Origin of the sequence: Nocardioides sp. NPDC051685, assembly GCF_044453405.1 — a bacterium.
Classification (GTDB): Bacteria; Actinomycetota; Actinomycetes; order Propionibacteriales; family Nocardioidaceae; genus Nocardioides.
In genome coordinates this window covers 180,195-193,051 of the sequence record NZ_JBITCR010000001.1, presented here as the reverse complement: position 1 = coordinate 193,051, position 12,857 = coordinate 180,195, and the positions used below count along the sequence as shown (strand labels likewise).

Genomic DNA, 12,857 nt, shown 5'->3' with positions numbered 1-12,857 from the left:
GATGGCTGAGTCCACCAAGGCTGTGCCCGCCGAGGGCACCGAGCGCAACACGCGCAAGGTGCGCGAGGGCCTCGTCGTCAGCGACAAGATGGACAAGACCATCGTCGTCGAGGTCGAGGACCGCGTGAAGCACCCGCTCTACGGCAAGGTCATGCGCCGTAGCAGCAAGCTCAAGGCTCACGACGAGCAGAACACCGCCGGCATCGGCGACCGCGTCCTGGTCATGGAGACCCGGCCGCTGTCCGCGACCAAGCGGTGGCGCCTCGTCGAGGTCGTCGAGCGCGCCAAGTGATCCTTGTCGCATCCGCGACGGATCCAACTGGCGACGCTGTGCTTATTCAAGCATCGCCAAATTGACCAAAGGGCGCAGGTCCAGCGACCATTGTTCGCTGGGCCTGTGCCCATCAAATCCCATTACGTTCGGCAAGGCTCGACCGCCCTGGATGCGGTTGAGAACCAGCTCGACAAGGAGAAGTAATGATCCAGCAGGAGTCGCGACTCAAGGTCGCCGACAACACTGGTGCGAAGGAGATCCTTTGCATTCGTGTACTCGGTGGTTCCGGTCGTCGCTACGCCGGCATCGGCGACACCATCGTCGCCACCGTCAAGGACGCTATCCCCGGTGGCAACGTGAAGAAGGGTGACGTCGTCAAGGCCGTCATCGTGCGCACCGTCAAGGAGCGCCGCCGCGCTGACGGCTCGTACATCCGCTTCGACGAGAACGCCGCCGTCATTCTCAAGAACGACGGCGAGCCGCGAGGCACCCGCATCTTCGGCCCGGTTGGCCGCGAGCTGCGTGACAAGAAGTTCATGAAGATCATCTCGCTTGCGCCGGAGGTGCTGTGATGGGTCGCTCGCACATCAAGAAGGGCGACACCGTCAAGGTGATCGCTGGTAAGGACAAGGGCGGCTCCGGCAAGGTGATCGCTGTCCTCACCAACGAGGACCGTGTGATCGTCGAGGGCATCAACCTCATCAAGAAGCACACCAAGGTCCAGGACCAGGGCGGTCGCGCCGGCATGACCGGCGGCATCGTGACCACCGAGGCCCCGATCCACGTTTCCAACGTCCAGCTGCTCGAGGGTGGCGAGCCGGTTCGCGTCGGCTTCCGCCGTGAGACGGTCCAGAAGCGTCGCCCCGACGGGTCGACGTACGCCGCTGAGCGCAGCGTTCGCATCTCGCGCAAGACCGGTAAGGACATCTGATCATGACCGACACCGCTGTGGCCCCGCGCCTCAAGACGAAGTACCGCGAGGAGATCGCCCCGGCCCTGCAGGCCGAGTTCGAGATCCCGAATGTCATGCAGATCCCCGGTCTGACCAAGATCGTCGTCAACATGGGTGTGGGCGAGGCTGCTCGCGACTCCAAGCTGATCGAGGGCGCTGTCAACGACCTGACCGCGATCACCGGCCAGAAGCCGCTGATCAACAAGGCGAAGAAGTCGATCGCGCAGTTCAAGCTGCGTGAGGGCATGCCGATCGGTGCGCACGTCACGCTGCGCGGCGACCGCATGTGGGAGTTCCTCGACCGCCTGCTCTCGCTCGCGCTGCCCCGCATCAGGGACTTCCGCGGCCTCAACGGCAAGCAGTTCGACGGCAACGGCAACTACACCTTCGGTCTCACCGAGCAGGTCATGTTCCACGAGATCAACCAGGACAAGATCGACCGCTCGCGGGGCATGGACATCACCCTCGTGACGACTGCCACCAACGACGACCAGGGTCGCGCGCTGCTCAAGGCGCTCGGCTTCCCGTTCAAGGAGAACTGAGATGGCGAAGACCGCTCTCAAGGTGAAGGCCGCCCGCAAGCCGAAGTTTGCGGTTCGCGGTTACACCCGCTGCCAGCGCTGCGGCCGCCCGAAGGCTGTGTTCCGCAAGTTCGGCCTGTGCCGTATCTGCCTGCGTGAGATGGCCCACCGCGGCGAGCTGCCCGGCGTCACCAAGTCCTCCTGGTGAGCGATCACCGTTCCAACCACTGACGTTGAAGGTCCTCATGACTTTGTGTCGTGAGGAAACCACTACGAGAAAGGGCCGTTCGGCCAATGACGATGACTGACCCGATCGCAGACATGCTCACTCGTCTGCGTAACGCCAACCAGGCGTACCACGATGCGGTTTCGATGCCGTACAGCAAGCTGAAGCAGGGCGTCGCTGAGATCCTCCAGCAGGAGGGCTACATCACCAAGTACGAGGTGCTGGAGCCCACCGAGGGCCAGGTCGGCAAGACCCTGTCGATCACCCTCAAGTACGGCCGCAACCGTGAGCGCTCGATCGCCGGCGTCCGCCGCATCAGCAAGCCCGGTCTGCGTGTCTACGCGAAGCACACCGGTCTCCCCAAGGTGCTCGGCGGCCTCGGCGTCGCGATCATCTCGACGAGCCAGGGTCTGCTGACCGACCGCCAGGCGAACAAGAAGGGCGTGGGTGGGGAAGTCCTCGCCTACGTCTGGTAATCAGGGAAGGGAGAGAGAAGAACATGTCGCGTATTGGCAAGCTCCCCGTCCCGGTTCCGGCCGGCGTGGACGTCACCATCGACGGCCAGGTCGTGAGCGTCAAGGGTCCCAAGGGCTCCCTGTCGCACACCGTGGTCGACCCGATCACCGTCGAGAAGGGTGACGGCGTCCTCGACGTCAAGCGCCCCGACGACAGCCGGGACAACAAGGCCCTGCACGGCCTGTCCCGCACGCTGATCAACAACATGATCCTGGGTGTCACCGAGGGCTACGAGAAGAAGCTCGAGATCGTCGGCGTGGGTTACCGCGTCCTGTCGAAGGGCCCGACCAAGCTGGAGTTCCAGCTGGGCTACTCGCACTCGATCATCTTCGACGCGCCCGAGGGCATCACCTTCACCACCGACGGTCCGACCAAGCTCGGCGTCGTGGGCATCGACAAGCAGCTCGTCGGTGAGGTTGCGGCCAACATTCGCAAGCTGCGCAAGCCGGAGCCCTACAAGGGCAAGGGCGTTCGTTACGCCGGCGAGAACATCCGCCGCAAGGTCGGAAAGGCTGGTAAGTGATGGCCATCTCGCTGTCGAACAACAAGCACACCGCTTCCCGTGTCCGCTCGCGCCTGCGTCGTCAGGCTCGCGGTCGCAAGAAGATCGAGGGTACGCCGGAGCGTCCGCGCCTCGTCGTGACCCGGTCGGCCAAGCACATCACCGCCCAGGTCGTCGACGACCTGGCCGGCAAGACGCTTGCCTCGGCCTCGACCATCGAGGGCGACCTGCGGTCGGCCTCCGGTGACAAGACCGCCAAGGCCAAGCAGGTCGGCGAGCTGGTTGCGTCGCGTGCCAAGGCCGCTGGTGTGGAGACCGTGGTCTTCGACCGTGCCGGCAACAAGTACCACGGCCGTGTCGCCGCGCTCGCCGATGGCGCGCGCGAGGCCGGTCTGACCTTCTGATCGCAACGATCGAACGAGAGAAGAGGAAAGTCTGATGAGCGGAGCCCAGCGCGGACAGCGTGGTGGCGAGCGCCGAGGTCGCGACGACCGTCGCAACCAGAGCGCCGACAAGACCGCCTACATCGAGAAGGTCGTCGCGATCAACCGAGTTGCCAAGGTCGTGAAGGGTGGTCGTCGCTTCAGCTTCACCGCCCTCGTGATCGTCGGTGACGGTGAAGGTCTGGTCGGCGTCGGCTACGGTAAGGCGAAGGAAGTCCCCGCGGCGATCGCCAAGGGTGTCGAGGAAGCGAAGAAGCACTTCTTCCGCGTTCCCCGCATCCAGGGCACGATCCCGCACCCGGTGCAGGGTGAGAAGGCCGCTGGTGTGGTCCTTCTTCGTCCGGCCGCCCCTGGTACCGGTGTCATCGCCGGTGGTCCGGTGCGCGCCGTCCTGGAGTGCGCCGGCATCCACGACGTACTGAGCAAGTCGCTCGGTTCGTCCAACCAGATCAACATCGTCCACGCGACGGTGGAGGCCCTCAAGATGCTCGAGCAGCCTGAGGCAGTCGCCGCCCGTCGTGGTCTCCCCGTTGAGGACGTCGCCCCGGACGCGCTGCTCAAGGCGCAGGCCGAGGTTGCCGCTCCCGCCGTGGAGGTGTCGGCCTGATGGCGCAGCTGAAGGTCCAGCAGAAGAAGGGCCTCGTTGGTCTGAAGCAGAACCAGCGAGACACCCTGCGTACGCTCGGTCTCAAGCGGATCGGCGACGTGGTCGTCAAGGAGGACCGCCCGGAGATCCGCGGTATGGTCCAGACCGTCCGTCACCTGGTGACGGTCGAGGAGGTCGACTGATATGGCACTCAAGGTGCACAACCTGGCGCCGGCTCCCGGTGCCAAGAAGGCCAAGACCCGCGTGGGTCGTGGTGAGGCGTCCAAGGGTAAGACGGCCGGCCGTGGTACCAAGGGCACGAAGGCCCGTTACCAGGTCCCCGCTTACTTCGAGGGTGGCCAGACCCCGATGCACATGCGGCTCCCCAAGCTGAAGGGCTTCAAGAACCCCTTCAAGGTGGAGTTCCAGGTCGTCAACCTCGACAAGCTCAACGAGCTGTTCCCCGAGGGTGGCGTCGTCACCCCCGAGACCCTGATCGAGAAGGGTGCCGTCCGCAAGGGCCACCCGGTCAAGGTCCTGGGCCAGGGTGACCTGACCGTCAAGGTCGAGATCAGCGCCAACGCCTTCTCCGGCTCTGCCAAGGAGAAGATCGAGGCTGCTGGCGGAACTGTCACGGTTCTCTGAAGCCGACAAGTTGGGCCCGGTCGCATCAAGCGGCCGGGCCCAATTGCTGTGCGAAATGAGTGGAGTAGAGGATCCGTTTGGTTGGACTTCTGCAGTTCTGCTGACACCCCTACCGGGATAAGGCAAGGATGAATGACGCTTGTTGGCAACGGCAGGCGAGGTCTAATTCAATCAAACCTTTGAAAGTGTGGATTCTCGTGGTAAAAAGCACTTCTGCATTCGCTGCAGCACTCATGTCAATGCTGTTTGCAGCGATTATCGTCAGCGCGGCGCCTGCCTCGGCTGCGTCGTGGAACTTCGTTTACTCGAGTTCGACTGCTGGAGAGACGTACAACGTCTACTACGGCAGTTCGTATCGCGCATCCATCTCCGCGGTCCGAGATCACGACACCTACGACGAGGTCATCTTCCTTCGCGACAAGAAGGCAGACGGCAAGGGTCAGCGGGTGACGTGGAGCTCGAGTTCCGGGTCGGGCGCATGTGAGAACAACGCTGGAGCCGGGACCTCGAAGGCATGCAACGTCTCGGCTCCTGAGGGCGGCCGACTCTACTACAAGTGGTGCATCAAGGAAGGTTCGACGATGGTGTACTGCAAGAGTGACAGCATCCTCGGCTGAGTAACGACTAGCTCAGTGTGATTCTCTGTGTCGCCCCGGGCGCAAGCCCGGGGCGACCACACGGCGGTGGTCATGGGCTGGGGTAGCGCCGCTCCGCGCGCAAGGTCGGGTCTGTTGTGTCAGATGCGGTGGCCCCTGTTAGGCTCCTCAGGGTTCCGGGTGGGCCTCCGACCGGCCGGAGTGTAGTTGCCAGCGAGGCACCCGTAGTAGAGAGAGGTTAGACGTGCTTGGCGCGTTTGCATCCGCATTCCGGACCCCGGACCTGCGAAAGAAGTTGCTTTTTGTTCTGGTGATCATCGTGGTCTTCCGCGCTGGGTCCCAGATACCTGCGCCTGGTGTTCACGTCGCGAATGTCCAGCAGTGTCTCGACGTCGCCCAGAAGGGTGAGGGCGCCGGACTCTACAACCTGGTCAATCTGTTCTCCGGTGGCGCTCTGCTGCAGTTGACCATCTTCGCGCTCGGCATCATGCCGTACATCACCGCGAGCATCATCCTGCAGTTGCTCGTCGTGGTGATCCCGCGCTTGGAGCGTCTCAAGAAGGAGGGCCAGTCCGGGCAGACCAAGATCACGCAGTACACCCGTTACCTGACCCTCGGGCTCGCCGTCCTGCAGGCCACCGGCATCGTCGCGCTGGCCCGCTCCGGCGACCTGCTTCAGTGCTCCAAGCCGCTTCTCCACGACGACGGCACCGCCACCTTCCTGGTCATGGTCGTCACCATGACCGCCGGCACCGCGGTGATCATGTGGCTGGGCGAGTTGATCACCGAGCGGGGCATCGGCAACGGTATGTCGATCCTGATCTTCACCCAGGTCGTCGCAACCTTCCCTGCGACGATGTGGGGCGTAAAGGAGTCAAAGGGCTGGTGGACCTTCGCGATCGTGATCGTGATCGGAATGGCGATCATGGCGGCGGTCATCTTCATCGAGCAGGCCCAGCGCCGGATCCCGGTCCAGTACGCCCGCCGGATGGTCGGTCGCAAGATGTTCGGCGGCTCCTCGACCTACATCCCGCTCAAGGTGAACCAGGCCGGTGTCATCCCGGTCATCTTCGCCTCGTCCCTGCTCTACCTGCCGGCGATGGCGGCGCAGTTCAATCGCAACTCGCAGAACCCGCCGGTGTGGGTCGACTGGATCAACAACTACTTCGTCAAGGGCGACCACCCGGTCTACATGGCGGCCTACTTCGCGCTGATCATCTTCTTCACCTACTTCTACGTGTCGATCACCTTCAACCCCCCGGAGGTCGCCGACAACATGAAGAAATATGGCGGCTTCATTCCAGGAATTCGGGCCGGGAAGCCGACCGAGGACTATCTGTCCTACGTTTTGTCCCGTATCACACTGCCGGGCTCGCTCTACCTCGGTCTGATCGCGCTCATCCCGCTGATCGCGCTGGCGCTCATCGGTGCGAACCAGAACTTCCCGTTCGGCGGAACGTCGATCCTCATCATGGTCGGCGTCGCCCTCGACACCGTGAAGCAGATCGAGAGCCAGCTCCAGCAGCGCAACTATGAAGGGTTCCTCCGATGAGACTGATCATCATGGGCCCGCCGGGAGCCGGTAAGGGCACCCAGGCGAAGTTCATCGCCGAGCACTTCGGGATCCCGGCGATCTCGACCGGCGACATCTTCCGCGCCAACATGAGCGAGGGCACCCCCCTCGGCATCGAGGCGAAGTCCTACGTGGACAAGGGAGAGTACGTTCCGGACTCGGTCACGAACCTCATGGTGCGCGACCGGATCGACGAGGACGACGCGTCGCAGGGGTTCCTGCTCGACGGCTACCCGCGCACGCTCGCGCAGGTGGAGGAGCTCGACGGGATGATCAAGTACACCGGCCACGCGCTCGACGCGGTGGTCGTGCTGACCGTCGACAAGGACGAGATCGTGCAGCGGCTGCTGCAGCGTGCCCAGGTCGAGGGTCGCGCCGATGACACCGAAGACGTCATCCGGCGCCGGCAGGAGGTCTACCTCGAGGAGACCGCGCCGCTGATCGAGGTCTACAAGGGTCGCGGCCTGGTCCACGAGATCGACGGCATGGGTGACGTCGACGACGTCACCAAGCGGATCTTCGACGAGCTCGACATCGTCCCGGAGTCCTGAACCGAACATGTACGCAACGGGGGAGCAGTGGGCTTCTTGACCAAGGTCCAGATCAAGACCCCTGAGCAGATCGAGAAGATGCGTAAGGCCGGCCTCGTGGTCGGCGAGACGCTCGAGGTGCTCCGGGCCGCCGCGCGGCCCGGAGTCACCCTTCTCGAGCTCGACGCCATCGCCGAGGACTCGATCCGGTCCCGGGGTGGCGTCCCGTCGTTCAAGGGCTACCACGGCTTCCCGGGCTCCATCTGCGCCTCGGTCGACGAGGTCGTGGTCCACGGCATCCCGGGGTCCCGGGAGCTGAAGGACGGCGACATCATCTCCATCGACTGCGGCGCCATCGTCGATGGCTGGCACGGCGACGCGGCGATCACGGTGGCCATGGGCTCGGTGCCCGAGGAGGTCTCCGAGCTGATGCGCGTCACCGAGGAGTCCATGTGGCGCGGCATCGCCGCTGCCCGGCTCGGCGGGCGGGTCACCGACATCTCGCACGCCATCGAGACCTATGTCGAGTCCCAGGGCGACTACGGCATCCTCGAGGACTTCAGTGGCCACGGCATCGGCACCGAGATGCACATGGAGCCGTCGGTGTTCAACTACGGCAAGCCGGGCAAGGGCCCCAAGCTGCAGCGCGGCATCGCGCTCGCCGTCGAGCCGATGCTCACCCTCGGCGGCCCCGAGGTCACCACGCTGGAGGACGACTGGACCGTCGTGACAGACGACGGCTCCTGGGCGGCCCACTTCGAGCACACCTTCGCGCTCACCTCTGACGGCGCCTGGGTGCTCACCGCGCTCGACGGCGGCGAGGAGATGCTCGGCAAGCTCGGGGTGCCCTGGGGCGGTCACTGAGCGTGATCGTGCGCTTCACGGCGGTGGCCGAGGTCGAGGCCGACCTCGGGCTGCTCACCGCCGCGGAGCGGGCACGTCACGAGCGGCTCGTGGCCGAGGCCGACAAGCAGGCGTACGCCGCCGCGCACGTCCTCGTCCGCGAGTGCGCCGCGGAGCTGCTGGGCACCGCGCGCGAGGAGATCGTGATCGCGCAACGTTGCGCCCGGTGCGGCAGCACCGAGCACGGAGCTCCGTCGGTGGCGGGTGACGCCGGGACGGCGGTCCAGGTGAGCCTGAGCCACACCCGCGGCCAGGTCGCCGCGGTCGCCGCGACCAGCCGGTGCGGCATCGACGTCGAGAAGGTCTCGCGCGGACCCGACCGGGCGCTCTCGCGGCGCGAGGTGGCCTGGGTGGCGGGGCAGGAGGACGCTGCGTACGCGTTCACGCGGTTGTGGGTGCGCAAGGAGGCCCTGGTGAAGGCGGGCCACGGGAGCATGGCGGCGGCGCAGCGCCTCGACGTCCTCGCCGATGGTCCGTCCGGAGAGGATCCTGCCGACCGGGTCGGCGGAGCCCGGATCACCGAGTGGGAGGGCTCCGGATTCCTCGGTGCCGTCGCGATCTGTGCCGACATGTGGACCGAAAACTGATAGGAAACTGAACGAATCCCACGTATCCACGGCTTTGACTAGCGGATATACGACATCACCTATCAGTTGACAGAGAAAGGGACCTCGGGATCTCGCATGTCGCCCCGACTGTGAGTAACTTGGTCAGCCCGCGGGGACAGGGAGAGCCCCGTACTCGGGAGGAAGAACCGGATGAGTACGCAGTTGCGACCACCGACGGCGGCGCGACCCAATCCATCAGCACGGACGCGAAGCGCGATCATCGACCGCCTCAGTCCTGAGGACATCGATATGTTCTGGGACCAGATCGCTACCTCGCTCCCGCTTGTCGAGGAGACGGGCGCCGGCGCTGCGGACGACGAGGTGATCGTCACCTTCTGCTGGCGCGATGACGAGGCCGAAGAGGTGCTCCTCTTCGCCAACCGCCTGACCGACGAGCGTCATCTCGGCGAGACGATGCTCGAGCGGAAGGCAGGCACCGACCTGTGGCACGCCTCGTTCCTGATGAAGGGCGACTGGCGGGCCTCGTACTCCTTCCTCTGCAAGCATCCCGGCGAGCCGGCCCCGTGGGAGAGCGAGGGGCAGGTCGAGCTGCGTGCCGTGCTGCACCGCGGCTACCTCGACCCGCTCAACCCCGACTGGTGCCACAACCGGCAGGGCATCAAGCAGTCGGTCGTCTCGCTGCCCGATGCCCCGCTGCAGCCGTGGCTGTTCCGCCGTGACGACGTCGTCCCCGGCACCGTCACGCTGGAGGCAGGCCCCGACGGACGCGACGTCTGGCTCTACGACCCCGCCGGCGCCGGGCTCAACGTCGACCTGCCGCTCGTGGTCGCACTCGACGGCGAGATCTGGACCGACCACCACTCGCTGCCGACCACGCTCGACAACCTGATCGCCGACGGCCACCTCCGCCACGTCCGCTGCGTCCTGCCCGCCTCCGGCGGTCGCGACAAGCGCTGGGAGGAGCTCGCCGGCGGAGAGGGTGCCGACTACATCGTCAACCAGCTGCTGCCGTGGGTGCGCGAGCGTCGCGCGGTCTCCGAGGAGACGTACGTCGTGGGCCAGAGCCTCGGCGGCGTCACCGCCCTGCGGGCCGGCCTGACCTATCCCGAGCACATCCACGGTGTCGCCAGCCAGTCGGCCTCGCTGTGGCTCGACGACCTCGCGGACGCGGTCACGCCGGAGGCGAAGACCCGCGTGCACCTCGCGCACGGGACCCAGGAGTGGGTCCTCGACGAGCTCCACCACGATCTCGTCGACCGTCTGCGTGCCGCTGGGATCGACGTCATCTCCGCCGAGCACAACGGCGGCCACGACTACGCCTGGTGGCGCTCGGCGGTCGCCGACGGCCTCCGCGCGCTGCTGCCACCGGAATAAGGGATGCCCGGGCCGGGGTTGAGACGTCACGTGAAGCTGAGCGTTCTCGACCTCGTCCCGGTCCGCAAGGACCAGTCCTCCGCCGATGCCCTGGCCGCGACGCTGTCGCTGGCCAAGGTGGCCGACGAGCTGGGCTTCCAGCGCTACTGGCTCGCCGAGCACCACAACATGCCGGCGGTCGGTTCGACCAATCCGCCGGTGCTGATCTCACTGGTGGCCGGCGCGACCGAGCGGATCCGGGTCGGGTCCGGGGGAGTGATGCTGCCCAACCATGCACCGCTGGTCGTGGCCGAGCAGTTCTCGCTGCTGGAGGCGGCGTTCCCGGGGCGGATCGACCTCGGCATCGGTCGCGCGCCGGGGACCGACCCGGTGACCTCCTGGGCGCTGCGCCATGGCGCCGGCGGAGTCTCCGACGACGCGGTCAACCGCTTCCCGGAGTATCTCGACAACATCGTCGCGATGATGGCGCCCGAGGGCGTCGGCCTGATGGCCGGTGGCCGCCAGCACGTCCTGCACGCGACTCCGGCGGCGGCGTCGGTGGCTGAGCTCTGGCTGCTCGGCTCCTCCGACTACTCCGCCCGTCTGGCCGCCGAGAAGGGCCTGCCCTACGTCTTCGCCCACCACTTCGCGGGCAACGGCACCGACACCAAGGCGATGATCGAGCTCTACCGCTCCACTTTCCGGCCCTCCGAGCTGCTCAGCGAGCCGAAGACGTTCCTGACCGTGAACGCGAGCGTGGCCGAGACCGCCGAGGAGGCCGACCGCCGGGCGCTGCCCCAGCTGCTGACCATGCTGAAGCTGCGCACCGGCCAGCCGCTGACCGCGCAGCCCAGCATCGACGAGGCCGAGAAGACCGAGATCCCCGAGGCCCACCAGGGGCTCATCGACACGATGCGGAGCCGTTGGATCATCGGCTCCGCGGCGTACGCGAAGGCGCGCCTGGCCGGGATGGCCGAGGAGTACGGGGTCGACGAGGTCATGGTGAACCCGGTCGGGTCGGCGTACGAGAGGACGGACCCGCGCACCGCGCCGGCCCGTGAGGAGACCCTGCGCCTGCTGGCGGGCTGATTCGGGCGGCCGCGTAGGATCGGCCCACCTCGTCGTGAGGTGGCGGCGCGCCTGAGCCACTTGGGACGAGGGACCTAGGACACTGTCTGCTTCCGGGCGCGTATCGATACGCTCGCGCACCGGTTGTGCCAGTCTGTTCACCGCTCTGTTTCCTTCTCCACATTTGAAAGTGCCGCCTCATGACACGCTGGAGCCAGCGCTGGTTGAAGCGCCGGGGGCCCCAGGCTGCGACGCTCGCTGAGCAGTCAGATCCGGGTCTTGCTCGCTCATTCCCTCCGACCGGCGGTCAGGCCGCGCCCTTTCCGCCGGTGCCACCAACACCTGTCACCCCACCGATCGCCTCCACCCCGCCGCCGCTTCAGGAGGACGAGGACGAGGCCTGGCCCGAGATCATGGAGCAGTTCGGGCTCCACCTGATCAGCCTGGCCGAGCAGATGCGCATGTCCCTCGACCGGCTCGAGGCCGACGAGGACGACCCCGACCGGTTGAAGCAGCTCTATGAGGTGGACCACGCGGTCACCCGCATGCGGCGCGCGAGCCGCGACCTGCGCACGCTCGCCGGCCGTGCCGAGGACGAGATGGGCGGCATCGACACCTCGCTGCTGGACATCATCCGGATGGCGCTGTCGGGCATCGAGCGCTACAACCAGGTGACGATCGGCCGGGTGAGCGACCTCGCCGTCATCGGCTACGCCGCCGACGACGTCTCCTGCCTGATCGCGGCGCTGCTGGACAACGCGACCAAGTACTCCCCGGGAGCGGTGACGATCAACGTCCACCTGGCCGACGCCGGCGACGTGCTCTTCCGCATCGAGGACACCGGCATCGGCATCCCGGAGCGGTCGGTGGGACGCCTCAACGCGCTGCTGGCAGGCCCGATCGTGGAGCTGGTCAGCAAGTCCGGGAGCCACACCGGCTTCCCGGTGGTGCATCGGATCGCCCGCAAGTACGACATCGACGTACGCCTCGCCACCCGCCCCGCGCCCGGCAACGGGATGATCGCGATGGTGAAGGTGCCGGCCCAGCTCCTGTGCGAGGTGCCGGTCACGCCGATCGGCCAGGCCGAGCTGCCGAGGACCTCGAGCGCGAGCAGCGTCGCAGTCCTGCCGCCCGCCCCGCGGCGTCGGGGTCCCCAGCCCACGCCCCTGCCTGCACCCCAGCCTGCCCCGCAGCCCACAGCTCAGCCCGTGCGCCTGGAGACGAGGCAGTCCTCGCTGCAGCCTCTGCGCCCGGCGGCCCAGTTCGCACCGCCGCCGAGCCAGCAGCCCACACCGGATCTGTCCACCGACACCATGAAGACGCCGCTCCCGACAGCCGGCGATACTGGTGAGACGGATGAGGCGAACGAGACGAACGAGCCCTCCGCGTCCGCTGGTCAGAGTGGACCAGTAGAGTCAGGCGCGCTCCCGCGCCGGGAGCCGGTCAGCCTGCGCAGCAAGCAGACCGTGCCCGAAGAAGCCGCTGGACCGCAGACCGCCGAGGCCTCGCCCGAGGACCAGTCAGCGGCCCGGCACTCCTTCGCCGACGATCTCGACGCGTTCTCCCTTGGTAGCTAAAACCCTGCAGTGAAAGGAACCCT

Annotated in this window: 19 protein-coding genes; all 19 read left to right on the top strand. The window is 66.4% G+C overall.

Going from position 1 to position 12,857, the window contains the following annotated elements:
• Position 1 precedes the first annotated feature (1 nt).
• The 19 genes from rpsQ to ACIA03_RS00835 all read left to right on the top strand — a co-directional run bounded on the left by rpsQ (position 2) and on the right by ACIA03_RS00835 (position 12,834).
• The gene (gene rpsQ, locus ACIA03_RS00925; protein WP_141795129.1) at positions 2-292 is read left to right on the top strand and encodes a 30S ribosomal protein S17; all 291 of its coding nucleotides are present in this window, start codon (positions 2-4) and stop codon (positions 290-292) included.
• Positions 293-477: 185 nt separating this feature from the next.
• Complete coding sequence (gene rplN / locus ACIA03_RS00920; protein ID WP_008361015.1) at positions 478-846, top strand: 50S ribosomal protein L14; 369 nt, start codon at positions 478-480, stop codon at positions 844-846.
• Positions 846-1,205, top strand: coding sequence for a 50S ribosomal protein L24 (gene rplX, locus ACIA03_RS00915; protein WP_396978355.1), 360 nt, complete (start codon positions 846-848; stop codon positions 1,203-1,205). The genes rplN and rplX overlap by 1 nt, the downstream gene beginning before the upstream one ends.
• A 2-nt stretch (positions 1,206-1,207) precedes the next feature.
• A complete protein-coding gene (rplE, locus tag ACIA03_RS00910) occupies positions 1,208-1,768 on the top strand; it encodes a 50S ribosomal protein L5 (protein WP_091052391.1) in 561 nt (186 codons plus the stop codon).
• 1 nt (position 1,769) lies between these two features.
• Complete coding sequence (locus ACIA03_RS00905; RefSeq protein ID WP_017932844.1) at positions 1,770-1,955, top strand: type Z 30S ribosomal protein S14; 186 nt, start codon at positions 1,770-1,772, stop codon at positions 1,953-1,955.
• Positions 1,956-2,041: 86 nt separating this feature from the next.
• Entirely contained in the window at positions 2,042-2,449 is a 408-nt protein-coding gene (rpsH, locus tag ACIA03_RS00900; protein WP_040755997.1) for a 30S ribosomal protein S8, read from the top strand.
• 23 nt (positions 2,450-2,472) lie between these two features.
• Positions 2,473-3,012 carry a 50S ribosomal protein L6 gene (gene rplF, locus ACIA03_RS00895; protein ID WP_396978352.1) on the top strand — a complete coding sequence of 180 codons (540 nt, stop codon included), beginning with the start codon at positions 2,473-2,475 and terminating at the stop codon, positions 3,010-3,012.
• On the top strand, positions 3,012-3,395 hold the full coding sequence (gene rplR, locus ACIA03_RS00890; RefSeq protein WP_008361025.1) for a 50S ribosomal protein L18: 384 nt from the start codon (positions 3,012-3,014) through the stop codon (positions 3,393-3,395). The genes rplF and rplR overlap by 1 nt, the downstream gene beginning before the upstream one ends.
• A gap of 34 nt (positions 3,396-3,429) precedes the next feature.
• Positions 3,430-4,041, top strand: a complete 612-nt coding sequence (gene rpsE / locus ACIA03_RS00885) for a 30S ribosomal protein S5 (protein WP_045550110.1) — start codon at positions 3,430-3,432, stop codon at positions 4,039-4,041.
• Positions 4,041-4,223 carry a 50S ribosomal protein L30 gene (gene rpmD, locus ACIA03_RS00880; RefSeq protein WP_008361029.1) on the top strand — a complete coding sequence of 61 codons (183 nt, stop codon included), beginning with the start codon at positions 4,041-4,043 and terminating at the stop codon, positions 4,221-4,223. Before rpsE ends, rpmD begins: the two co-directional genes overlap by 1 nt.
• Before the next feature lies 1 nt (position 4,224).
• Entirely contained in the window at positions 4,225-4,665 is a 441-nt protein-coding gene (gene rplO, locus ACIA03_RS00875) for a 50S ribosomal protein L15 (RefSeq protein WP_008361030.1), read from the top strand.
• A gap of 185 nt (positions 4,666-4,850) precedes the next feature.
• Positions 4,851-5,282 (top strand): hypothetical protein, encoded by a 432-nt coding sequence (locus tag ACIA03_RS00870; RefSeq protein ID WP_396978348.1) that lies wholly within the window; start codon positions 4,851-4,853, stop codon positions 5,280-5,282.
• A 223-nt stretch (positions 5,283-5,505) separates the two neighbouring features.
• Positions 5,506-6,813, top strand: coding sequence for a preprotein translocase subunit SecY (gene secY / locus ACIA03_RS00865; RefSeq protein WP_396978346.1), 1,308 nt, complete (start codon positions 5,506-5,508; stop codon positions 6,811-6,813).
• Positions 6,810-7,385 (top strand): adenylate kinase, encoded by a 576-nt coding sequence (locus ACIA03_RS00860; RefSeq protein ID WP_396978344.1) that lies wholly within the window; start codon positions 6,810-6,812, stop codon positions 7,383-7,385. Before secY ends, ACIA03_RS00860 begins: the two co-directional genes overlap by 4 nt.
• 27 nt (positions 7,386-7,412) lie before the next feature.
• Positions 7,413-8,228 carry a type I methionyl aminopeptidase gene (gene map, locus ACIA03_RS00855; RefSeq protein ID WP_396978342.1) on the top strand — a complete coding sequence of 272 codons (816 nt, stop codon included), beginning with the start codon at positions 7,413-7,415 and terminating at the stop codon, positions 8,226-8,228.
• Positions 8,229-8,230: 2 nt separating this feature from the next.
• Positions 8,231-8,854 (top strand): 4'-phosphopantetheinyl transferase family protein, encoded by a 624-nt coding sequence (locus tag ACIA03_RS00850; RefSeq protein WP_396978340.1) that lies wholly within the window; start codon positions 8,231-8,233, stop codon positions 8,852-8,854.
• Between the two features lie 270 nt (positions 8,855-9,124).
• A complete protein-coding gene (locus ACIA03_RS00845) occupies positions 9,125-10,210 on the top strand; it encodes an enterochelin esterase domain-containing protein (RefSeq protein ID WP_396978338.1) in 1,086 nt (361 codons plus the stop codon).
• Between the two features lie 30 nt (positions 10,211-10,240).
• The gene (locus ACIA03_RS00840; RefSeq protein WP_396978336.1) at positions 10,241-11,278 is read left to right on the top strand and encodes an LLM class flavin-dependent oxidoreductase; all 1,038 of its coding nucleotides are present in this window, start codon (positions 10,241-10,243) and stop codon (positions 11,276-11,278) included.
• A 308-nt stretch (positions 11,279-11,586) separates the two neighbouring features.
• Positions 11,587-12,834: an ATP-binding protein gene (locus ACIA03_RS00835; protein ID WP_396978334.1), complete on the top strand. Its 1,248-nt coding sequence runs from the start codon at positions 11,587-11,589 to the stop codon at positions 12,832-12,834.
• The last annotated feature ends 23 nt before the right edge of the window (positions 12,835-12,857 follow it).